Source organism: Streptococcus minor DSM 17118, from assembly GCF_000377005.1.
GTDB classification, from domain to species: domain Bacteria; phylum Bacillota; class Bacilli; order Lactobacillales; family Streptococcaceae; genus Streptococcus; species Streptococcus minor.
The window spans coordinates 196382-218829 of the sequence record NZ_AQYB01000032.1 but is presented as its reverse complement, the minus strand read 5'-3'; the positions used below and the strand labels follow the sequence as shown (position 1 = coordinate 218829).

Sequence of the window (22448 nt, the reverse complement as noted above, 5' to 3'; positions counted from 1 at the left end):
TCCTTTTTTATAAGTTGTATCCATAACGGTTTATAATTAAGTGCCATAGTTCATTCTCTTATCTACATAAACTTTATCGATTATAACATATAAATTGAATAAACTTAATCTAATGTTTCTCAAACTCAGTTTTGCAAACCTTGTTTTACTTGTTATTTCATCTTTATTCTGCCATTAAATGCTTGATGCACGGAGAGGATCTAGTTGCATTGACCTTAGTCATAGGCTGAATCAGCACTACTTCAATGATAATCTGCTCCTTGCTATCGGCTATCCACCAGTTAGTTGCCCGATTTCTTCCAGCATTTTTTATACAATTCGTACACAATCAACTCCATATACTCATCCTCTCATCTTTTTTTGTAACAAAATTCAAGTGAAACTTTTATGCAGAAGCCACCAACTCTGTCAAATTTTTATTTTTTTGTTAGACTAGTATCATAAGGAGGATTTCCTATGAAACTACACCGTATCACTAATACCATCGCAGCTGAAAATACCTATATCCTTGAAAAGGATAGTCATCTGATGATTGTTGATCCAGGTAGCGACTGGTCTGTTATTGAATCCACTATCCGTAGCCTCAATAAGCCCATTGCAGCGATTTTACTGACTCATACCCACTATGACCATATCATGAGTTTAGAAAAAGTGAGAGAAAACTTTGACAAACCACCTGTTTATGTGGCGGAGAAGGAGGCTAGTTGGCTCTATTCTCCTATGGACAACCTTTCCGGTCAGCCTAGGCACGATGACTTGCCAGATGTCATCTGTCAACCAGCCGAGCATATTTTCCAGTATGACACTGTATACGATATAGCAGGGTTTCAGTTCCAAGTGGTCGAAACCCCCGGTCATTCTTGGGGCGGTGTGTCCTTTATTTTTCCCAAAGAGGAGCTAGTCATCACTGGGGATGCTCTTTTTCGTGAAACGATTGGTCGCTATGACCTCCCCACAGGAAACTTTGAGCAGCTGATTGAAGGCATCAAGGCAAAACTACTTTCCCTACCAGGACACTATAGGGTCTACCCCGGTCATGGCTTTGATACCACTATCAACCATGAAAAAGTCTTTAATCCCTTTTTACGATAAAAAACCACTCTCTGGCTCACTTACAGTGAGTGCCTTTTAGCTAACTAGGTCTATTTTGCTAGTCACTTACTCCCAGTAAATCTTGCTTTCCAGAATAAAAAATACGCCTTGATGGGCGTATTTTTAGCTTTAAATCTTCAAGAAGCGGCTCATAGAGATAGTAGAACCAATTGCTCCGATGACAATTCCGACCAAAAAGAGGCTTCCAACCATGATTGGAACAAAGATGTTCATTGGAATCAATGACAAGTTCTGTGAAGCTAGACTTGGGCTCACTGACTGGTAGGCAATCTGATAAAGGAAGTAAATCAAAGCCGATGGAGCAATAGCTCCAAGTAAACCAACCCAGGCACCTTCTAGGAGGAAAGGTCCACGGATATAGGAATTCTTGGCACCAACCAGACGCATGATTTGAATCTCACGACTACGGGAAATAATCGTAATCCGAATGGTATTAGAAATCAAGAGAATGGCTGTGACCAACAATAGGACGGTCGCAACCAATCCCCATGTACGCACCAAATCTGCTAGTTTAAAAATTCGCTCAGTTTCTACTTCACCATCACGAACCTCAGAAACACCATCAATCTGTGCTACTGCATCAGCTACTTTTTTCACCGATTCAGGTGTCTTGGTTTCGATAATATAAGCATCATAAAGTGGATTAGCATCACCTGCAAAAAGATTCCAAGTTTCTCCCAATGTATCTGTCAAATGTTTGAGTTGCTCATCCTTGCTCGAATAAATTACATTATCAACATCTTTCATGTCCTTGATTTGGTTAAAAATAGCCAAATAACTCTCATTTTGAACCGTTTCACCGACATCATTGACAACCATTTCTTGTTGATCTGTTGCACCTTCTCGCAGATAGACATTGATGCGAACATTATTTTCTAAATCAGTAGCCAGCTTAGCTGTATTCAAAATCACAGAAGCAAAAATCCCTACCAGAATCAAGGTAATGGTAACAGAAGAAATGGCTGCAATGGTCATCCAACCATTTCGCTTGAGACTCTTCAGCGACTCAAGAAAATGTCTAAAAAATCGTCTAATCATCGTATCCGTACTCTCCTTCATGTTCATCACGTACCACTCGTCCATCTTCAATCGCAATCACGCGGTGGCGGAGGGTATTGACGATCTGGCTATTGTGGGTCGCCATTAAAATCGTTGTTCCTTGCAAGTTGATGCGCTCCAGCAGATTCATAATTTCCCATGAATTTTCTGGATCCAGGTTACCGGTCGGTTCATCCGCAATCAACACTTTTGGATTGTTAACGATAGCACGGGCAATGGCAATTCGTTGCTGCTCCCCACCTGAAAGTTCATTTGGGAAGGAACGAATTTTATGCTTCAAGCCGACCAAATCCAAGACTTCCATGACTCGCTTTTTGATATTGCGGGGTTTTTCACCAATAACTTCCATGGCATAGGCAATATTTTCAAAAACTGTTTTTCGTGGTAAAAGTTTATAGTCTTGGAAAACAACCCCAACACTGCGGCGCAACAAAGGGACATCTTTTTTCTTGATTTTGGCCAGATTAAAATCCCCAACCGTCAAGTTGCCCTTATCAATTTTTTCCTCACGATAAAGCAACTTAATAAAGGTTGATTTACCAGCTCCAGATGGACCTACAATGTAGGCAAACTCACCTGATTCGATACTAACAGATACCCCTCTAAGGGCTGTTGTTCCGTTTCCATATTTCTTAGAAACGTCTCTCATTTCTATAATTCTCATAAGTTTCCTGTCCTAAGACAGTCCTTTCTTCAGATTTTAGCGGATACGCCATTTCAAATAGGCGTCAATAAAGCCTTCAATATCCCCGTCCATGACCTTGTCCACCTGAGCCACTTCAAAGCCTGTACGGTGGTCTTTGACCATGGTATAGGGGGTAAAAACATAGGATCGAATCTGACTCCCCCAGGTAATTTCTTGCTTGTCTCCCTTAAGAGCATCTACCTCGGCTGCTTTCTTTTCTTGCTCCATTTGATAAAGCTTGGCCTGAAGCATTTTCATAGCCCGATCTCTGTTGCCATATTGGGTACGATCAACAGTAGATGCAACCACAATTCCAGTCGGAATATGAGTCAAGCGTACCCCAGTGGAAACCTTATTGACATTTTGACCACCAGCTCCTCCTGAGCGGAAAGTATCCATCTTGATATCATCTTCACGAATATCCACTTCGATAGTATCGTCCAATTCTGGCATAACCTCCACGGAGGTAAAGGAAGTATGGCGACGTTTGGCTGAATCAAAGGGAGAGATTCGGACTAGGCGATGAACACCCATTTCTGATTTGAGAAAACCATAAGCATTTGGTCCCTCAAAAGAAAGAGTGACAGACTTGATACCAGCCTCATCTCCTGCCTGATAGTCCAAGGTTTCAACCTTGTAACCCATAGCATTACCATAACGCATATACATACGCATGAGCATCTCGCCCCAATCCTGAGCCTCCGTTCCACCCGATCCCGGATGGATTTCTAAGATGGCATTATTGTGGTCATAGGGCTCTGACAAGAGCAGGGTCATCTCATAGCTGGTCATCAACTTATCCAATTCCCCTAGCTTCTCCACCAATTCATCATGTACGGACTCATCCTCGGCCAGAAAATCTCTGAGGATTTCTGCTTCTTCTAACAAATCAATCATCAGATGAAAATTGGTATAGGTTGTTTTCAGCTCATTGAGCTCCTGCGATGTTTTTTGGGCCGCTAAATTGTCATTCCAAAAATCAGGTTCGGTCATCTTATTTTCTAAGATGGCAATCTCTTCTTCTAGACCATCTAAGTCAAAGAGACCCCCTGAATGAGTTCAATTTGGCCTTAAGTTCTTCGATTTTTTGTCGAATTTCTGCTGTATCCATATACACCTCATTCTTCATTAGCTGTGTAAACAGCCTTATCTTATCTATTTTATCACATTTATAGCCCTTTGGCTAATTTGACAAATGCAGCTTGCTCCACTAAGACATCGGGATGGTCTGTTTGAATACCTTCAATAAAAGAGATCAACTCCTCTGTCGGTTCCTTGACCAGCTCACCAAGGGCCCATATCGCCGTGGCTGCATGAATTGGATTTTGTCCCTTATCAATAATTTCCAAAAGTTTTGGAATAGCAGAACGATCATGAGCATTCGCCAAAGCAATGATAGCATTTCGCTGAAGGATATTCTTCCCTCGCCAAGAGCCAGCAATCTGTCCAAACTTTTCCTTAAACTGACCATTGGAGAGCTCAAGAAAGGGAATCAGTTCAGGTTGAGCCAAATCAGGGTCAATGTCAACCACTGGCGGACTATCAATCCCCTTATTGTAGGGGCAACATATCTGGCAGATATCGCAACCATAGATGACTGTCTTGATCTTCTTGCGAAATTCTAGCTCCATCATCCCCTTGTCCTGAGTTTGAAAGGAAAGGCAACGCCTAGCATCCATGGTCGAATCTCCTAGTAAACAGGAGGTTGGACAGGCTTCCACACAACGATTACAGTCTCCACAATCATAATCTACTGGACTATCTGGCTCTAGTTCGAGATTGGTAATCAATTCCCCCAGAAACATGTAAGAGCCATATTCTTTTGAAATGACCAGACCATTTTTTCCGATAAAACCTATACCTGCTCGCCTGGCAACCGCCGTATCTACTAGGGCACCGGTATCCACCATTCCCTTATACTCAAAGTCAACTGTCAGCTCCTCAATTCCCCGAGCTAGACGCTCCAACTTGTCCTGAAGGATATAATGATAGTCCAATCCCCAAGAATTAGGTGTAATTTTTCCACGACGAAAACCTGTCTTTTGTGGCTGTTGGGGCAACCGCCTTGGATAAGCTACTGCAATAGAAATGATCGTCCTCGCTGATGCCAAACTGAGTTTAGGATTTATTCTCTCCTCAATATTTTTATGCTCAAAACCGGTGGTCCGTCCCTCTTCTACACCAGCTCTTAAGGACTTCTCTAGGTAGGCAAAATCATCTGCAGTAGTAAATCCTATTTTTGAAATCCCTATTTCTTGGGATAATTGAATAATTTTTTCCTTTAAATTCATCCCTTTTATTCTAATCAAAAAAAAAGGAAAAATCAATCGCATTCTACGATTATTGGTCCTTTTCTCTCCTAGGTATCGGAGTATTATAACAAAAAAAAGAGAGACTTTGGTTACAGTTTCGTAACGATTCCCTCTTCTTATTACATTATTTTTACAATTTGAATCAATCAGTTCTCTTAAGGATGAAACATCGTCGCAGCATTGATAGCATGATTCAAGTTTTCAAGGTTAGTCTGACGAGTCGCTCCCATGATAAGAAACCAGTCTATTAGTGGCCAAAGTCCCAAAGTCATCCAGGACAAGAGCAGTTTTGCAACTCCTAAACCTATATGACCAATATAAAAGCGGTCAACTCCCAAATAACCAAAGAAAATAGAAAAAATCAAGGCTGTGGTAGGATTCTTCAAATCAGCCGAAAGGACATATGCTTTCTGGCTTTCTGTCAAGTTTTCCAGGCGTTGGCGAAGCATTGGGATGGCTTCTGGTGGAAGATTACTAGCATTGGCTGCCAAATAAGAATCAGAAAATACGGACATGATAATCTCCTTTTTTATTTATTCATTTATTATACACAGAGTGAATCCTTTTGTAAAGAAGAAGCCACAAACTAGTCCCGCTTCACTTGACTTCGTAATCGGATAGCCTCCTCTGGTTTATCTGTGATGATGGCTCTGATATCTGAGCGAAAGGCTTTCTTCATGACTTCTTCATTATTGACTGTCCACAAGCGCACTCCTTTTTTATAGGTCGACTGATTATGAAAATACCACTTGTGAGATAGGTGTAGGGTCGTAATCCAAGGCAATATTCTACCTAAAAGAAGTAAAAAACGACTCTTTTTAACCAAATAAGCAACCTCTGCCGTAGGATCTAACCGGTGCATCCGCAACAGTGCCCGCAAACTAAAAGAAGAGTACATGATGTCAAAAGGCCAGTCCTTTTTGTCCAACAAAACCTGGACCTTTTTCTCCATATTTGGATAGGGGTGAAAGCCAGTCTTAAACTCGATATTGAGACTCCCTCTAAAGCCTGTCCTCTCCAAGAGTTCTAAAACTTCAAGAAGAGTTGGAATCTTTTCTCCTGTAAAGGCTACATCAAACCAAGAACCTGCATCTAGTTCTTTCAATTCTGCTATCGTTAGATGACGAACCCGTCCACTCCCGTTTGTTGTCCGATCCACTGTCTCATCATGAATCACCACAACTTCACCATCTTTACTAAGGTGGACATCTAGCTCGATACCATCTGCACCGACACGAATGGCTTCTGCAAAAGCTGTGAGTGTATTTTCTGGTCGATTGATTCGACTCCCTCGATGGGCAACAATTTCTGTCATCAATGTCTCATTTCTCTTCATTTTTTACATTGTATCACAATTTCTCAAAAATTTAATGCCGTCCATCTTTTCCTATGATATAATAAGAAAAAGAGGTGATAATATGGCTGTGACCATTCTACGAAAAACAGGCTTTTGGGGAGCGTGGGGTAAACTATCCTTGATAGTACAAGATGAGGAAATAACGACTATCTCAGACGGGCAAACTGTGACCTTTGACTTGCCCACCTATCCAACTTACATCAGTATCAAAGGAAATCCAAAGTCCGCAGTACTGGTCAGTGACCATCACCAATACATTCTCTGTACCCATCCGCAGTTTATCTGGGCTCAAGTTTTATCTGCCAACATTCTAATTCTTAGTGCATTTATCCCCAGCCTAGTTATCAAAATGTCCATGTATCTCTGTTTTATCTCCTTGGCAATCATTTTGTACTTCTTTCTCCCCCACTACTCTTTCAAGCCCCTCATTGGACCAAAAATAAAGATTAAAAAATTTTGTTAAAACAATAAAAACCCGAATCGTATGAGTCGGGTTTTTATGATGTCTTATAATGTCATTTAGATAGCTTTTTCATCTTGTCCAAGTGCACGTTGAACAGCTTTTACGATTTCTACAAGCACTAACATAAGGAGACTTCCAATTACAACAACTGTCCACTGAGTTGGTGTCAAGACTGACACATGGAAGAATTTATTAAATCCTGGAAGGACAATGGTAATCATCAAGAGAACAAATGCGATTGGAATCGACATATTGAACAGACGATTCTTGAAGAGTCCAACCTTAAAGATAGATTGATAAACGGACTTGACATTAAAAGCATGCACCAATTGAATCAAACCAAGAGTAGCATATGCCATTGTCAAGGCATCTGCATGCATCAACTGGTATTCCGTATGTTCTGGATACTGAAGAGCAAACCAGTAAACTCCCAAGACCAAGAGGGTTTGAAGAGCACCCTGGTAGAGAATAGCTTCCAAGACGCCTCCGTCAAAGAAGCTGGATTTGCGTCCACGAGGTTTATGAGTCATAACACCTGGCTCTGCAGGCTCTACACCAAGGGCGATGGCTGGAAGAGTATCTGTAACCAAATTGATCCACAAAAGGTGTACTGGCTCTAGAACATCCCAGCCAAAGAGGGTTGCCAAAAAGATGGTAAATACTTCGGCCATATTCGCTGACAATAGGTACTGGATTGTCTTTTGGATATTGGAGAAGACTTTACGGCCTTCTTCAACTGCCACAATAATAGTTGCAAAGTTATCATCAGCAAGAACCATATCAGAAGCACCTTTAGATACTTCTGTACCTGTGATACCCATACCAATACCAATATCGGCTGTCTTCAGAGATGGAGCATCATTGACACCATCACCAGTCATGGCAACCACTTTGCCATCATTTTGCCACGCTTTGACGATACGTACCTTATGTTCTGGAGAGACACGGGCATAAACAGAATATTGCTTGAACACTTTTTGGAATTCTTCATCTGACAACTCATTTAGTTCAGCACCAGTGAAGACATGATCCTCTGTGTCATTCTCATCGATGATACCCAAACGTTTGGCAATAGCTTCTGCCGTATCTTGGTGGTCACCGGTAATCATAATTGGACGGATGCCAGCTTCTTTAGCAACTCGTACAGCCTCTTCAGCTTCTGGACGCTCAGGGTCAATCATCCCTACCAGACCTGAGAAAATAAGGTCAGCTTCGACAATTTCTGTTTCTAAAGTTGGTATAGCATCTGTGTATTTGTAAGCCATCATCAGGACACGAAGAGCTTGTTTGGCCAATTCTTTATTGGTACCAAGAATAGCTTCGCGATCCTCATCCGTAATCGGACGGACAGAACCATTATCTTCGATTTGAGTTACTCGTTTGAGCAACTGATCTGGAGCACCCTTAACTGCTACGAAGTATTTGCCATCAGCTTGTTTGTGGATAGTAGACATAAGCTTACGGTCTGAATCAAATGGCAATTCTGCCACACGTGGCTCAGCAAGTAAAGCTTCACGAACATCAAAGGTGTGGTCTAAGCCGTACTGAACAAGAGCAGTTTCTGTTGGATCACCAATCAATTTGCCAGATGGGTCAACCTTAGTGTCATTTGCGAAATTCATAACACGCAAGGTATTGTTATCCATAGCAATTTCTGCACCAGAAGAAAGCAACTGACCATTGGTGTAGATTTTCTCAACTGTCATCTGGTTCATGGTCAAAGTACCTGTTTTATCAGATGCAATGATTTCAGTTGAACCAAGAGTTTCTACTGCTGGCAATTTACGTACGATGGAATTGCGTTTTGCTAACACTTGAGTTCCCAAGGAAAGGACAACTGTTACGATGGCTGGTAAGCCTTCTGGGATGGCTGCAACTGCGAGCGCCACCGCTGTCATCAAACCATCTAATGGTTTTTGGCCACGGAAGATCCCAACAGCAAAGGTAACTGCTGCAACTGCCAGAACGACATAAGTCAGAATCTTAGACAATTGGTGTAGGTTTTGCTTGAGTGGTGTATCTGTTTCATCAGCATTAGCCAACATGCCAGCGATATGCCCAACCTCAGTATACATACCTGTATTCGTGACAACACCTGTACCACGACCATAAGTAACATTGGAGTTTTGGTAAGCCATATTGACCCGGTCACCAATACCTGCATCCTCTGATACTTCAACAGACAAATCCTTTTCAACAGGAACAGACTCACCCGTCAGGGCTGCCTCTTCAATCTTCAGAGAAGCTGCTTCCAAAAGACGCATATCAGCTGGAACCACATCCCCAGCTTCCAAAAGGACGATATCACCTGGTACCAACTCTTTGGAGTCGACTTCCACCACATGACCATCACGGCGAACACGCGCCATTGGACTGGACATTGACTTGAGAGCTTCAATAGCTGCTTCTGCCTGACCTTCTTGGTAAACACCAAAGGCAGCATTCAGAACCACAACGGCCAAGATAATAATAGCATCCGTTAAACCATGCATTCCTTCTGTGATAACAGATAAAGCCGCAGCTACCAAGAGGATGATAATCATCAAATCCTTGAATTGATCCAAGAATTTCATAAAGAGGCTGCGTTTTTCCCCTTCATCCAACTCATTGCGCCCAAAGTCTGTCAGACGTTTCTTGGCTTCTGCCTTGGTCAAACCATCTGTGTTGGTTTCCAAGCTAGATAAAACCTGCTCCTTAGACTGCGTATAAAACAATTCTTTCTTTTGTTCTTTTGACAAAATACACTCCTTCTAGTCTCTTTTTCATACAAAAAGAGACCTGTTTGATTAAAACAAGTCTCGCTGTTTAAGATTATGCCGGAAATGGGTGATTTCGTAATGACGACATAAACGCAGTTTTTTCCTATTTGTCATCGTCTGCTCTCCATTTTCTTTAGAAAATCGGAAAAACATACGCAACATCAGACTAAAAAACTACTAGCTACTCCCTCTGTTTACTTTAAATTATATCAAAATGAGGGAAATTTTCAAGAATAAGAACCATTGAAAACGTTTTACAAATCCTTTAACCCCATGTAATCTCCATCTGGTAGGAGGCAAAAACGCCCTCGTTATCCAGTTGTTTTAGGTCATAGTGAAGTTCGATTCTTTGTTGCTTCTGGTCAAATAGGTAGTGTTTAGTATCCGTTACAAAGTGCTGGATACCAAGTGGTGTTTGGAGGGTAACAATGGCTTCTTTTTTTGTCACAAAGCGCATGACGGACTTAGGATTAGAAAAGCGAGTCATGACTAACTCAGCCACGTCGCATTTGATAAGTGTCTTTTCCTTTTCTTCGTTTGTAAAGATGAGATAGAGCTGTTCTTTTTTGACCCTGGCTTCCACAGGATAAGATTGGTCTACCACTTCCATTTCCAGCTTGTCATCTAAATAGATTTCATTTCGTAAACGAATCTGCATATCTGCCCTTCCTTTTTGTTTCTTGATACTATTATAAGCTAAAAAGCAACTTTCGTAAATCTTTGAACCTAGGCAATCTTTTCATTTTTTATCCAATCTCTGCTATAATAGAAGAATGATTGAAAAAGTATTTCGTGACCCTGTTCACAACTATATTCATGTTGACCATGAAGTCATTTACAAACTGATCAATAGCAAAGAATTTCAGCGACTACGCCGCATCAAGCAACTAGGAACAACTTCCTATACCTTCCATGGTGGCGAGCATAGTCGTTTTTCACACTGCCTCGGTGCCTATGAGATTGCCAGACAGATTACCGAAAAATTTGAAGAAAAATATCCTGAAACTTGGGAAAAGAGTGAGTCTCTCCTAACTATGGTGACAGCCCTCCTTCATGATATTGGGCACGGGGCTTATTCCCACACCTTTGAGCGCCTCTTTGATACCGACCATGAAGAAATGACCTGCGCTATCTTAACCAATCCGAAAACAGAAGTACACGCTATACTCAAGCAAGTGGCTCCTGATTTTCCAGACAAGGTAGCCAATGTCATTCGTCATACCTACCCAAACAAACAAGTAGTACAGCTGATTTCTAGCCAGATTGATGTCGATCGGATGGATTATCTTCTACGGGATTCTTATTTTACAGGGACCAATTATGGTCAGTTTGATTTGACCCGAATCTTGCGGGTTATTCGCCCAACAGAGACTGGTATAGCTTTTCGCGAATCAGGTATGCATGCAGTGGAAGACTATGTCGTTAGTCGGTATCAGATGTACATGCAGGTATACTTCCATCCAGCTAGTCGCTCCATGGAGGTTCTCTTGCAAAATCTTCTCAATCGTGCCAAGGTCCTCTACGCTGCTGAAAGAGATTTCTTTGCCCAATCCTCACCTAGACTGCTACCATTCTTTGAGCATCGATTTACCTTGGAAGACTATTTGTCTCTGGATGATGGTGTTATGAATAGCTATTTCCAAAGCTGGATTGATGGACCTGATCGAACTCTATCTGATTTGGCCCAGCGCTATATCAATCGAAAAGTCTTTAAATCTGTGACTTTTTCATCAGAAGATGAGGATAAGCTAGACATTCTCCGCAATATTGTGGCAGATGTTGGGTTTGACCCTGAGTACTATACTGCTGTTCACCATAATTTTGATTTACCTTACGATATTTATCGACCACGTGCTACCAAAAAGCGCACACAGATCGAGATTATACGCAAAGACCATTCTCTCATTGAACTTTCTCAACTATCCCCTATCGTGGCCTCTCTTTCAGGTACCATCCACGGAGACAGCCGCTTCTACTTCCCCAAAGATATGCTTGAGGAGACAGGGATTTTTGCAACTAAAAACGAAGAATTTTTAAGTTATATTTACAATGATCACTTTAGCCCAGGAGAAAAAAATGAAAATTAAACTCGTAGCTGTCGATCTAGACGGAACTCTTTTGACGAATGAACGTGAAATCACACCTCAAGTCTTTGAAGCGGTGCAAGATGCCAAAAAGGCTGGTGTTAAAGTCGTGATTACCACTGGCCGCCCAATCAGTGGCGTGCAAAAAATCTTGCAGGAGCTCCAGTTGACTGACCCAGGTGACTATGTCATCACCTTTAATGGCGGTCTGGTCCAAGATGCCGCGACTGCTGAAGATGTTGTGAAAGAAACCTTATCCTATGATGATTATTTGGATATCGAAGCCTTGGCCCGCAAACTGGACGTTCCTATGCATGCCAGTACCAAGAAAGGTATGTATACAGCCAACCGCAACATCGGTAAATATACTATTTACGAATCCATGTTGGTTGATTCCCCTGTTTTCTACCGAACTCCAGAAGAAATGGTTACAAAAGAAATTGTCAAAATTATGATGGTTGATGAGCCCCATATCCTAGACGAAAAGATCAAGCTCATTCCATCAGCCTTTTTTGACAAGTACAATATCTCTAAATCAGCTCCTTTCTATCTGGAAATCACACCTAAAACTGCCAACAAAGGGAAGGCGATCCAGTATCTGGCTGAACACTTGGGGCTAACACTAGCTCAAACCATGGCTATCGGCGACCAAGAAAATGACCGCTCCATGCTAGAAATGGTAGAAAACCCAGTTGTCATGGAAAATGGTACAGAGGAACTGAAAAAAATAGCCAAGTATATCACCAAATCAAACCAAGAAAGTGGCGTAGCTCATGCTATTCGCGAATGGGTATTAGACTGATGTATACTTATAAAATTGGGATTCCTGCAGAAGAACATGATTCCTTTGTCAAGCAGAGTCCGCAGAAAAATCTCCTCCAAAGCAGTTCATGGGCTAAGGTCAAAGATGATTGGGGAAATGAACGTATCGGTTTTTATAAAGATGGAAATTTAGTTGCTACTGCTTCTATCCTCATTCGTCCTCTTCCCTTAGGCATGACCATGTTCTACATCCCGCATGGTCCAGTGATGAATTATCTGGACAAGAACTTAGTCGCCTTTGTCATGACTAGCCTCAAGAAACTAGCCAAGCAGAAAAAAGCACTCTTTATCAAATTTGATCCTTTTATCCTCTTCCAACACCATCAGATTGACGAGCAACCGATTCAAAATCCTGATGCTAAAACTATCACCCGCAACTTACAGGATGCGGGCTGTGAATGGGGCGGACGTACGACAGATATGTCAGAAACTATTCAACCCCGCTTTCAGGCCAATATCTATTCTAAGGATTTTTCGGAAGCGAACCTATCTAAGAAAATTCGTCAATCTATCCGAACGGCTAAAAATAAAGGTGTCCATGTACGTTTTGGTGGTCATGAGCTCTTAGCGGATTTCGCTGATTTGATGAAAAAAACTGAGGACCGCAAGTCCATCCATCTCAGAGGTATCGACTACTACCGTAAACTCTTAGATGCTTATCCAGAGCATTCCTATATTACTCTAGCTACTCTCAATCTCAAACAACGCTTGGGGGAATTGGAGAAAGAATTGGAAACTGCCGAAAATGCATTGGTAAACTATCCAGAATCCGTCAAACCAAACAAGATTGCCAATACCAAAAAGGATATTGAGCGCCTGACGGATGAAATCAACTTTCTCAAAGAAGAGTTGACCAAAGGCAAAGAAACAGTAGCCCTATCCGGTACGTTATCTCTTGAATTCGGCGCTACCTCCGAAAATATTTACGCAGGGATGGATGAGCACTTCCGTCGCTATCAGGCAGCCATCTATACCTGGTTTGAAACAGCCAACCATGCCTTTGAGTGTGGAAATGAATGGCAAAATATGGGTGGAATTGAAAATGACCTGTCTGGCGGACTCTATAGCTTTAAATCTAAATTTAAACCTGAAATTGAAGAAATGATTGGGGAATTCAATCTCCCTGTCAGCCCACTTTATAAACTATCAAATCTTGCTTATACCATCCGCAAGAAATTGAGGAGTAAACGCAAATGACCTTGAAACAATTAACCCCGGAAGAATATGTCGATTTCCTCCAGCACCAAAAAGACTACTCCTTTCTGCAAACCAGTGAAATGGCCAACCTCCTAAGTAAAAAAGGAATGACCGTCCGTCCTATGGCCCTGGTAACAGACAACCAAGTGAAAGTCGCTGGTCTTCTTTATAGCATGCCTATGACAGGCGGACTTCACATGGAAATCAACTCTGGTCCAGTCATTGCAGACGAGACTTATTTGACAGATTTTTACAAGGAAATTCAAAATTTTGCCAAGAAAAATGGTGCTTTGCAGCTCATTATCAAGCCTTATCAGACCTATCAGACTTTTGATGGGCAGGGTCAACCTATGACGCCAGAGAAAAAAGAGTTGATTGAACAATTAACCCAGTTAGGATTTCAATTTGATGGTCTCCAAACTGGCTATCCGGGGGGCGAACCTGATTGGTACTTTGTCAAAGATTTATCCAATTTGACTCAAGATAGCCTCATCTCATCCTTCAGTAAGAAGGGGAGGCCCCTAGTCAAGAAAACCAATAGCTTTGGCATCAAGATCCAAGCCTTGAAACGCCACGAACTAGAACGTTTCAGCAAGATAACGTCTGCTACTTCTGATCGCCGGGAATACCAAGACAAGTCCTTAGACTACTATGAAGATTTCTACGATAGTTTTGGGGATAAGGCGGACTTTCTTATGGCTAGTATCAATTTCCAAGATTACCATGACAACCTACTAGCTGGTCAGGCTAGCCTGCAAGAAAAATTGACTCTGATTCAGGCAGATTTGGACAAGATTCCAAATTCCCGTAAAAAACAAAATGAACACCGTGAAATCTCCAGCCAGATTGAGACCTTTGAAGTGCGCCTAGCTGAAGCCAAGAATTGGATGACTAAATATGGCACAGAGGATATCGACCTCGCAGCCAGTCTCTTCATCTATACGCCTCAAGAAATGGTCTATCTCTTCAGTGGTTCTCTAACAGAATTTAACAAATTCTATGCCCCGGTTGCCTTGCAGGAATATGCCATGAGAAAAGCATTAGAATTGAACATCCCTTTCTATAATTTCTTAGGAATCCAAGGTGTTTTTGATGGGACAGATGGGGTCCTACGCTTCAAGCAGAATTTTAATGGCTACATTGTCCGCAAGATGGGAACCTTCCGCTACTATCCAAACCCACTCAAATTCAAGTTACTCCATACCATCAAAAAAATCTTGGGAAGATAAAATCTTATTTCCTTTGAACTATCTCATGTACCCACATACTGAAAATAGTACACAAAAAGAATCTGACTTACTCCTGTCAGATTCTTTTTTGTTTTCTTAAAGGTTATTGTGTAAACCGACCAGTATAGTCAATATTTAAATCAAAATAAGGACGATTTTGTAGCAGAAGTGCTCGTGAGGTGAACTGCCATGCTGCTGCTGCTGCATAATAGGCCAGACGTCTCGCCTGCTCTACTGGCATACCGTTGATATAAGGATACTGCGCTACCCAGAAATTACTTAAACCGAAATCCCCAGTTCTGATAGGGCCAGCATAGCCCAGATTATTGTTATCAATCCAGCTGGCTCCTGTATAATGAATCAAGTTATTGTAACCAAGACGGCGCATCTCAGCTTCCCAGGCTTTCATATTGGCATTGATATTTTCACGGCTCTTATATTCCTCAATATCATTCACCATCACAATTGTCTGATATAGCCCTAATCTCTTAGCTGCATCGACAAAATAACGAGCCTCTGCTTGGGCTGTACTAGCCGATGTAAAGTGTGAATAATGGTAAACAGATACCTTCAAACCAGCAGCTTGAGCATTTTTGATTTGATCAGGGGCATAGGGATTAAAGTAACTAGTACCTTCTGTCAACTTGACAACCACACCATACACACCCTGTACCTTGAGTGCATTGTAATCTGCCACTGATAAATAGCCATTGTGACTACTGATATCAATAAAGGCTTGTCCTGTTTTTTTAGTATACGTTACATTAGCAGTAGCTGCCCCAACACCATATTGGCGACCATTACTTTCAATGTATACATGGGCATTGTAAACCCCTGTCTCATATTTATGATTGCCCAAACGTATCGTCGCATGATAGTTTCCATTGGATTGTTTGTAGGCTTCATACCAAATGATATCATTTTGACCATTGATACTGGACCAAACCGGTATTTGGACCTTGGTTACTCCAGCTGGTGCAAAGATATTTGAGACAACAACATTAAAGTACCCGTAGGTATTGTCTATATCTTGAATCGAAACCTTGGCACTAACACCCGTTTGAGAAATAGAAATAGCTGTTTTGGTTTGAGCTACTCCCACTACACTACCATCTTTCTGTTTGAGATAGAGGTGAATATGGTAAGAACCAGTATCGTACTTGTGGTTGCTCGCTTCAACTGTTACTTTATAGGTACCATCTGCCTGTCTGCTAGCAAGGTACCACTGAATATCATCCTGGCCATTTTTTTCTGACCAGACTGGTACTTGAACAGCATCCAAACCTTTCGGTGCCACAATATCAGAAACAACAATATCAAAAGTACCTTTCTCTTGATTGTGATTACGAATAGTCAGTTTTCCAGCAGCATCCCCTTCTGGCAAGGTAAATTTACTGCTGGTAATGCCATCTGTTTTACCATTTTTAAAATGGAAATAAAGATGAACCTCGTAGACGCCACGACCATTTTTATGGTTCTTACTATCTACTGTCACACGATAATTACCGTCATTTTGTTTCGTTGCAGTATACCAACGAAGGTCATCCTGGCCGCCTGCTTCTGTCCAGACTGGCACCTGCACAGATTGAATCTCTGAAGTAAAGACTGGCTTGGAAATCAAAATATCAAAAGTTCCAGCTTGTCTATTCACATTGCTAAAAGAAAGTTGAGCCGATGATTTACGATTCAAGGTTGCTGTTGTTGCAGCAATACCAACCAACTGGCCATTTGAAAGCTCATAATAAAGATGGGCCTGATAAACTCCTAAACCATTCTTATGGTTCGATTTTTGAATATGAACCTTATAAGTGCCATCAGACTGCTTAATGGCAGTGTACCATTTAATATCATCTTGACCACCTTCTTCTGTCCAGACAGGGACCTTGACAGCCTTGATAGGCGTAGCAGTAAGGATATTGGAAATAATCAAATCAAAACTTCCTGATTCTTGATTAAGATTCGTTGCCTTGATACTGCCTTGATTAGCCAAACTAGCTTTGGTCGTTGCAACACCTTGAACCTGACCATCACTGTATTCGTAGTAAAGATGAACTTGATAGATTCCTAACCCATTTTTGTGATTGGAAATTAGCACTGTAGCCTTATAGGTCCCATCTGCCTGACGATTCGCTACGTACCAACGAATGTCATCTTGACCACCGTCCTCTGTCCAAACCGGAATTTTAACAGCTTTGATAGGCTTGGAGCTCTTTACATTGGATACAATGATGTCAAAACTACCCCTACTGCTATTTTGATTGGTAATACTTAAACGACCTGTTGTTGGAATAGCTAGTGTTGTCTGAGTAGCTGTAATTCCTTGACTGGGTGCATTATGATAGTCGTAATAGAGATGAACATGATACTGACCACTACCATTTTTATGGTTTTTCTTATTGATGGAAACCTTGTAAGTCCCATCAGCCTGACGATTAGCTGTATACCAACGAATATCATCCTGACCGCCTTCATCAGTCCAAACCGGTACTCTCACTGATTTAATCGCATGAGGACTAGATACTTCACGAATGATGATATCGAAGGTTCCTGCGTTGGCATTTACATGCTGGATAGAAATCTTTCCTGTTGCAAGGAAACTTGTTCTAGCAGTAGAAACACCAATCATTTTTCCCTTCCTATCTTCATAGTAAAGGTGTACATGATAGATCCCCGTACCGTTCTTATGATTCTTTCGGTGAATCGTCACCTTATAGGTTCCATTGGCTTGTCTATGAGCAGTATACCACTGAATATCATCCTGACCGCCTTCATCAGTCCAAACTGGCAGTTTAACCGAACGAACACCAGATGTATTTGAAACATTGGAAATGACAACATCAAATGTTCCGGCTGCCACATTGTGCTGGAAAGTCAAGTTGCCTTTGGCTGCTTCTTGCACTGCACTCAAGCTAGAAGGTTCAGTAATTGTGCTCGCCACAGAAGTTGTCTCGCTACTCGTTCCCTGGCTTGTTGTCACTGTCGTGGTAGTTCGAGGATCTGTTGTTGTATTTATAGGCGTATCAACTAGCCACTCAAAAGTATAGTCTTTGAGTAGATAGGTGGCATTATCTTGGGTTAGTGCCTCTATCTCCAAAAAATATTTCCTACTTCCAGATGCCTGATCAGCTTGAAAATTAGCTACAAACTCACCTTCTTCATCTAATTTCAAAGATAATTCAATCAAATCTGAACGATCCTCTAAGCTCCAGAGTTTAGCTTTGACTGATTGGAAGACTTGGTCTTGTGGGGTAAAACGAATCATCGCGTGACCTTCTTCAAGACTGATTGTCAACTGACCTTGACTTTCTACCATTTCAGTTATTCCTTGCAAGGTGAGTTTGGCTGGTTCTGCTACTATCGTGTCAGCCTGTGCCGGCTGCCCCATCACCATAGCGGCAAATAAGCCCGCGAGATATATCCATTTTCTAAATTTCAATTTTTCTCCTCTTTCGCCGAAAAAACTCCTAGCTCTAGAGTTAGAAGTTTTTCAGTCATATATTGTATAAATTAGAACTTCAACAATGCCAAGAAGCTTGCTGGTTCAAGGGAAGCACCACCGACAAGGGCACCATCCACATCTGGACAAGCCATGTACTCAGCAACATTTTCAGGTTTCACTGAACCACCATATTGGACGCGAACCTTGTCTGCTACTTCTTGACCGAAGTCTGCAGCTACTACATCGCGTACAGCCTTACACATGTTTTGTGCATCTTCTGAAGTAGCGGATTTACCAGTACCGATAGCCCAGATAGGCTCGTATGCAATCACCAATGATGCCACTTGCTCAGCTGACAAGTCCTTCAAGGCAGCAGAAACTTGAGCACCTACAAATTCAACTGCTTTACCAGCTTCATAGGTCTCAAGAGACTCACCACAGCAGATGATTGGTGTCATGCCATTTTTAAAGATAGCATGTGCTTTTTTATTGATATCTTCATCTGTTTCATGGAAGTAGTCACGACGCTCTGAATGACCAATGATGACATAATCCACTTCAAGAGCTGCGAGAGTAGCAGGGCTATTTTCACCAGTGAAAGCACCAAAATCTTCGAAGTAACAGTTCTGCGCTGCAACCTTCAAGTCAGTTCCCTCCACGCCTTTTTTCATACCTTCAATGAAAAGTGCTGGCGAACCAATAACAGTTTCTACTACATCTGATGAAGGAATCTGATCTCTCACTGCCGCAACAAACTCACGAGCTTCAGCTGCAGTCTTATTCATTTTCCAGTTACCGGCAATAATTGGTTTACGTGACATTTCACATACCTCTTTTTTATTTATTTTTATAAATTCTATTGTAGCATATTTTCAAGAAATATAAAAGCGTATTCTAATTGAAATTAGTAACCACCCCCAGCCACGCCAAAATATTCTTCTAAAGATAAACCACTCTGATAAATATCTGTTGCTTCTGGCCCAATGTAACGAATATGCCACGGCTCAGCCATGTAACCTGTAATACTTTCCTTACCTGATTGATAGCGAACAATAAAACCATAATGATGAGCATGATGGGCTAGCCAGTGCACAGCATGTGGTTGTGAAAGCAGTCCACCACCTGTACCCAGCACATCAAAAGCAAGACCTGACTGATGCTCACTGTAACCTGGCCGAGCTGAAAATCTGTCCGCTTCTGCTTGCCCATATTGATGAACATAATTCCAGTAAAGACTACGTTGAGTAGAATAACTCCTAAAGCCACTATAGGAATAGGAAATTCCAAATCCTAGAGCACGCATTTGGTTGGTCAAGGAGTTGAATGCAGCTTTGGCAGTCGGATTTTCCCCAGGATTGTACGATGCGTTGATAGGGTGTTTTTTATTGATGATGGGAATATATCCATGCTTTCCGTGGATTTGATAATACTGACCATTATACTGCAAGCCATCAAATTTCATGTCAAAACTTTGAGTCCCGACTCCTATCTGCTGACCATTTGTAGATTGAATATAAGCATGAACATGGTATCTTCCCTTTTGGTAACGATGATCCGCAATATAAATCCTGGCCTGATAATCACCATTAGCCTGACGAGTAGCTGTATACCACCGGATATCATCTTGTCCATTAGCCTCCGTCCACACTGGAATGGAGACCTTCTGAATCCCCATTGGGACAAATAGGTCTGTTACATGAACGTCAAACGTTCCTCGCTGACTATTAATCTGTTGGATGCTAACCTTTCCTTCAACACGAGACTGCTGGATGTCCACACGATGTCGGCCAGCTGTCACAAAAACAAGTTCTCCTGCTTGCGTTTTATAATAAAGATGAATATGGTAGTTCCCTCTACTATACCGATGATGACGTGCTTCTATCTTGACGCGGTAAGTCCCGTTTTCCTCTGGCTTTGCTTCATACCAAATCAGGTCATCCTGACCTTTATCTTCTGACCAAACCGGAAGTAAGACAGAATGCAGCCCCTTTGGACTAGAAATACCCGATATCCGAATATCAAAACTCCCTTTTTGTTGGTTGATATTTTCAATGATCAACTCTCCTGTTAATTTTACATGATTGGGTGGTAAAGGTTGACTAGGCTCTCCTATGCCGTAGAAAGCTATACCCTCTTGATGCCACCCCCTCCCACCTAAAATCTGGTATTCTCGCATATCACTTGTATAAAGGTGTCGTTGTAGGCCAGCATGGTAAAGACGGTAAATTGGCATTTGCCCATAGGACCGAAAAGCTTCTCCTTCTTGGTGCCATCCTCTATTTCCTAGGAGGGTATATTCGTGGAGATCCTTAGTATAAAGATGGACCCTCATGCCAGGGTGAAATAGACGATAAACTTTCTCTCCTTGAGCTAAAGAGGTTTTCCAGGAAACCCCTTCTTGGTACCAACCGCGACCACCAAGCACATTGTATTCATATGTATCTTTGGTGTATAGATGGACACGTAGCCCTGGATGATAGAGGCGATAGAGTGAGGCTGTTTTAGACGACACACTTTCCTTCACTGCTTCTTCTGTGACCTGTGGTTCACTTTCAACATCTTTGCTTACAGTCGACTCTAACGATGGGGTTGTCATACCTTCTTCACTAGACGTGCCTTCCTCAGAATAGAAACTTGTAGATATGGGTGGATGTTCCGTATACTCCACTGTCTGACCATTCTCTATAGTTGTTGAGCTATACTCCGCAAAAACAGGCTTTGATGCAATGCACAACGATAGAAAACTGATAAATATGAAAAATCTACTTGATTTTTTCATGATAAGCACCTCCTACTACTAGTTATATTATACAAGAAGAAAGCGTTTTTACAAAATGTTAGAAAAAGATATCATTTCTCTTGATATCTTTTTCTTTTTGTGATATATTTATAACATAAAAGGTTATAAATAATTAACAAATATATAGAAAGAAGGTCTTACTGATGAAAACTCAAGGCTATAAGCATGTTCCATTTGCGATTTTATTCCCAATATTTCTGATCAATTGGTTCAGCTCTGCTGATTCAAACCCAGTCTGGATAAAACATCTTGTCTATGGAGTTACGACTGTCCTGCTAGGACTTCTCTTTTTCCTATTTACTTTCCTTCGTTTCCCTGCGAAAAGCGAGACTAAAAAAGTGAGTTGTCAATCTCAACAAAACTTCCACCCTGCTTACCTGATTCCAGGTCTGGCACCTCTTCCAATCATTGCCTTCAACATCCTCAACAGCTCTCTACCTACTGCAACAAAGGCCATGCTGATTCTGGGAACATTTGGCCTTATCGCTATCATCTTCATCCTAGCTTGCCGGAAACAAGCTCAAAAGAATCTCAATCTCAATAAGGAAAACCGTCATGAATAAAATATACCCTTGGTTTATACTCTCACTTTTACTAACAGGAGCAATCTGGTTTTTCACTCCTGCTTCCAATCCAGACTGGATAAAAAATAGCATTTTTATCGGACTAATCATCTACTTGCTTCTCCTCTTCTTATTCTTTTCTAAGTTTCCAACGCCAGACTCAAACAAACAGTATTACTTTGGTTTGACTGAAAAACTCTATACCGGAACCTTGATGGCTGCTATGGGGATTTACTGTAAAGGGATTTGGTTCATCACCCCAGACACCAACCCTATCTGGCTCAAACACCTGTTTTTAGGAATTGGTCTTCTGATACTTTTTGTATTCTTCCTCTACTTTGTCTTCAAAAAAGTTGATGAAAAACCAGACGACCGTTTCTATACAAACTTAGCCAGAGCCGCTTCCTTTACGCTCATAACAGTACTCATAAGCTTGCTGATTTTGAGTATGGTTACTTTTATGGTTCCATTTACTTTAAATGCTGGAATGCTCCTCATCTATGGCGCAGGGATGATCCTTATCTTTGATTTTTCCTTTTTCTTCTTTGAAAAGAGAGGTGGCTAAC

At 41.5% G+C, this 22448-nt stretch carries 19 protein-coding genes; 8 read left to right on the top strand and 11 right to left on the bottom strand.

All coding sequences use genetic code 11. The annotated features are described in order from the left end of the window. The first annotated feature begins 456 nt into the window (after positions 1-456). Positions 457-1092, top strand: coding sequence for an MBL fold metallo-hydrolase (locus F602_RS0106300; RefSeq protein WP_018167118.1), 636 nt, complete (start codon positions 457-459; stop codon positions 1090-1092). 129 nt (positions 1093-1221) lie between these two features. On the opposite strand, the gene ftsX is transcribed toward F602_RS0106300, so the two are convergent. From ftsX to F602_RS0106270, 6 genes are all read right to left on the bottom strand, one after another. After that, on the bottom strand, positions 1222-2151 hold the full coding sequence (gene ftsX / locus F602_RS0106295; RefSeq protein WP_018167117.1) for a permease-like cell division protein FtsX: 930 nt from the start codon (positions 2149-2151) through the stop codon (positions 1222-1224). After that, on the bottom strand, positions 2144-2836 hold the full coding sequence (gene ftsE, locus F602_RS0106290) for a cell division ATP-binding protein FtsE (RefSeq protein WP_026183338.1): 693 nt from the start codon (positions 2834-2836) through the stop codon (positions 2144-2146). Before ftsE ends, ftsX begins: the two co-directional genes overlap by 8 nt. 36 nt (positions 2837-2872) lie before the next feature. Beyond that, positions 2873-3968, bottom strand: a protein-coding gene (gene prfB, locus F602_RS0106285) for a peptide chain release factor 2 (RefSeq protein WP_156801869.1) whose coding sequence is annotated in 2 segments (ribosomal slippage) — positions 2873-3895 and positions 3897-3968 — 1095 coding nt in all. Because the reading frame shifts where the segments join, the coding sequence is not laid out codon by codon here. A 58-nt stretch (positions 3969-4026) separates the two neighbouring features. After that, positions 4027-5148 carry a tRNA epoxyqueuosine(34) reductase QueG gene (gene queG / locus F602_RS0106280; protein ID WP_026183337.1) on the bottom strand — a complete coding sequence of 374 codons (1122 nt, stop codon included), beginning with the start codon at positions 5146-5148 and terminating at the stop codon, positions 4027-4029. Between the two features lie 176 nt (positions 5149-5324). Next, entirely contained in the window at positions 5325-5684 is a 360-nt protein-coding gene (locus F602_RS0106275; RefSeq protein ID WP_018167113.1) for a TM2 domain-containing protein, read from the bottom strand. Between the two features lie 71 nt (positions 5685-5755). Then, the gene (locus tag F602_RS0106270; protein ID WP_018167112.1) at positions 5756-6484 is read right to left on the bottom strand and encodes a glycerophosphodiester phosphodiesterase family protein; all 729 of its coding nucleotides are present in this window, start codon (positions 6482-6484) and stop codon (positions 5756-5758) included. A gap of 103 nt (positions 6485-6587) precedes the next feature. Here F602_RS0106270 and F602_RS0106265 point away from each other — a divergent pair, with 103 nt between their 5' ends. After that, the gene (locus tag F602_RS0106265; protein ID WP_018167111.1) at positions 6588-6989 is read left to right on the top strand and encodes a hypothetical protein; all 402 of its coding nucleotides are present in this window, start codon (positions 6588-6590) and stop codon (positions 6987-6989) included. Between the two features lie 56 nt (positions 6990-7045). Here F602_RS0106265 and F602_RS0106260 read toward each other — a convergent pair whose 3' ends face one another. Then, the gene (locus F602_RS0106260; RefSeq protein ID WP_018167110.1) at positions 7046-9727 is read right to left on the bottom strand and encodes a cation-translocating P-type ATPase; all 2682 of its coding nucleotides are present in this window, start codon (positions 9725-9727) and stop codon (positions 7046-7048) included. A 286-nt stretch (positions 9728-10013) separates the two neighbouring features. Then, complete coding sequence (locus F602_RS0106255) at positions 10014-10406, bottom strand: YwiB family protein (RefSeq protein ID WP_018167109.1); 393 nt, start codon at positions 10404-10406, stop codon at positions 10014-10016. A gap of 115 nt (positions 10407-10521) precedes the next feature. On the opposite strand from F602_RS0106255, the gene F602_RS0106250 reads away from it, so the two are divergent. From F602_RS0106250 to F602_RS0106235, 4 genes are read left to right on the top strand one after another with little or no spacing between them, the layout of a single operon-like run. Further along, positions 10522-11835 carry an HD domain-containing protein gene (locus F602_RS0106250; RefSeq protein ID WP_018167108.1) on the top strand — a complete coding sequence of 438 codons (1314 nt, stop codon included), beginning with the start codon at positions 10522-10524 and terminating at the stop codon, positions 11833-11835. Then, positions 11825-12634 (top strand): sugar-phosphatase, encoded by an 810-nt coding sequence (gene yidA, locus F602_RS0106245; protein ID WP_018167107.1) that lies wholly within the window; start codon positions 11825-11827, stop codon positions 12632-12634. Before F602_RS0106250 ends, yidA begins: the two co-directional genes overlap by 11 nt. After that, positions 12634-13851 carry an aminoacyltransferase gene (locus F602_RS0106240; protein ID WP_026183336.1) on the top strand — a complete coding sequence of 406 codons (1218 nt, stop codon included), beginning with the start codon at positions 12634-12636 and terminating at the stop codon, positions 13849-13851. The genes yidA and F602_RS0106240 overlap by 1 nt, the downstream gene beginning before the upstream one ends. Further along, positions 13848-15080, top strand: a complete 1233-nt coding sequence (locus tag F602_RS0106235) for an aminoacyltransferase (RefSeq protein ID WP_018167105.1) — start codon at positions 13848-13850, stop codon at positions 15078-15080. Before F602_RS0106240 ends, F602_RS0106235 begins: the two co-directional genes overlap by 4 nt. 103 nt (positions 15081-15183) lie before the next feature. On the opposite strand, the gene F602_RS0106230 is transcribed toward F602_RS0106235, so the two are convergent. From F602_RS0106230 to F602_RS10615, 3 genes are all read right to left on the bottom strand, one after another. Then, positions 15184-18516: a GBS Bsp-like repeat-containing protein gene (locus F602_RS0106230; protein WP_018167104.1), complete on the bottom strand. Its 3333-nt coding sequence runs from the start codon at positions 18514-18516 to the stop codon at positions 15184-15186. A gap of 71 nt (positions 18517-18587) precedes the next feature. Beyond that, positions 18588-19340: a triose-phosphate isomerase gene (gene tpiA, locus F602_RS0106225; protein ID WP_018167103.1), complete on the bottom strand. Its 753-nt coding sequence runs from the start codon at positions 19338-19340 to the stop codon at positions 18588-18590. A gap of 83 nt (positions 19341-19423) precedes the next feature. Beyond that, the gene (locus F602_RS10615; RefSeq protein ID WP_018167102.1) at positions 19424-21298 is read right to left on the bottom strand and encodes a GBS Bsp-like repeat-containing protein; all 1875 of its coding nucleotides are present in this window, start codon (positions 21296-21298) and stop codon (positions 19424-19426) included. A gap of 164 nt (positions 21299-21462) precedes the next feature. Between F602_RS10615 and F602_RS0106215 the strand changes: the two genes are divergently transcribed. Together F602_RS0106215 and F602_RS0106210 are read left to right on the top strand one after the other, a co-directional pair. Then, on the top strand, positions 21463-21882 hold the full coding sequence (locus F602_RS0106215; protein WP_018167101.1) for a hypothetical protein: 420 nt from the start codon (positions 21463-21465) through the stop codon (positions 21880-21882). Next, positions 21875-22447 (top strand): DUF3796 domain-containing protein, encoded by a 573-nt coding sequence (locus tag F602_RS0106210; protein WP_018167100.1) that lies wholly within the window; start codon positions 21875-21877, stop codon positions 22445-22447. The genes F602_RS0106215 and F602_RS0106210 overlap by 8 nt, the downstream gene beginning before the upstream one ends. Position 22448 lies beyond the last annotated feature (1 nt).

Bases quoted from the DNA above. Each gene is read 5' to 3' on its own strand.
- yidA (WP_018167107.1), top strand. From the start codon at position 11,825: ATGAAAATTAAACTCGTAGCTGTCGATCTAGACGGAACTCTTTTGACG.
- F602_RS0106300 (WP_018167118.1), top strand. From the start codon at position 457: ATGAAACTACACCGTATCACTAATACCATCGCAGCTGAAAATACCTAT.
- F602_RS10615 (WP_018167102.1), bottom strand. From the start codon at position 21,298: ATGAAAAAATCAAGTAGATTTTTCATATTTATCAGTTTTCTATCGTTG.
- queG (WP_026183337.1), bottom strand. From the start codon at position 5,148: ATGAATTTAAAGGAAAAAATTATTCAATTATCCCAAGAAATAGGGATT.
- ftsX (WP_018167117.1), bottom strand. From the start codon at position 2,151: ATGATTAGACGATTTTTTAGACATTTTCTTGAGTCGCTGAAGAGTCTC.
- tpiA (WP_018167103.1), bottom strand. From the start codon at position 19,340: ATGTCACGTAAACCAATTATTGCCGGTAACTGGAAAATGAATAAGACT.
- F602_RS0106210 (WP_018167100.1), top strand. From the start codon at position 21,875: ATGAATAAAATATACCCTTGGTTTATACTCTCACTTTTACTAACAGGA.
- F602_RS0106265 (WP_018167111.1), top strand. From the start codon at position 6,588: ATGGCTGTGACCATTCTACGAAAAACAGGCTTTTGGGGAGCGTGGGGT.
- F602_RS0106215 (WP_018167101.1), top strand. From the start codon at position 21,463: ATGAAAACTCAAGGCTATAAGCATGTTCCATTTGCGATTTTATTCCCA.
- F602_RS0106270 (WP_018167112.1), bottom strand. From the start codon at position 6,484: ATGACAGAAATTGTTGCCCATCGAGGGAGTCGAATCAATCGACCAGAA.
- F602_RS0106255 (WP_018167109.1), bottom strand. From the start codon at position 10,406: ATGCAGATTCGTTTACGAAATGAAATCTATTTAGATGACAAGCTGGAA.
- F602_RS0106275 (WP_018167113.1), bottom strand. From the start codon at position 5,684: ATGTCCGTATTTTCTGATTCTTATTTGGCAGCCAATGCTAGTAATCTT.
- ftsE (WP_026183338.1), bottom strand. From the start codon at position 2,836: ATGAGAATTATAGAAATGAGAGACGTTTCTAAGAAATATGGAAACGGA.
- F602_RS0106235 (WP_018167105.1), top strand. From the start codon at position 13,848: ATGACCTTGAAACAATTAACCCCGGAAGAATATGTCGATTTCCTCCAG.
- F602_RS0106250 (WP_018167108.1), top strand. From the start codon at position 10,522: ATGATTGAAAAAGTATTTCGTGACCCTGTTCACAACTATATTCATGTT.
- F602_RS0106240 (WP_026183336.1), top strand. From the start codon at position 12,634: ATGTATACTTATAAAATTGGGATTCCTGCAGAAGAACATGATTCCTTT.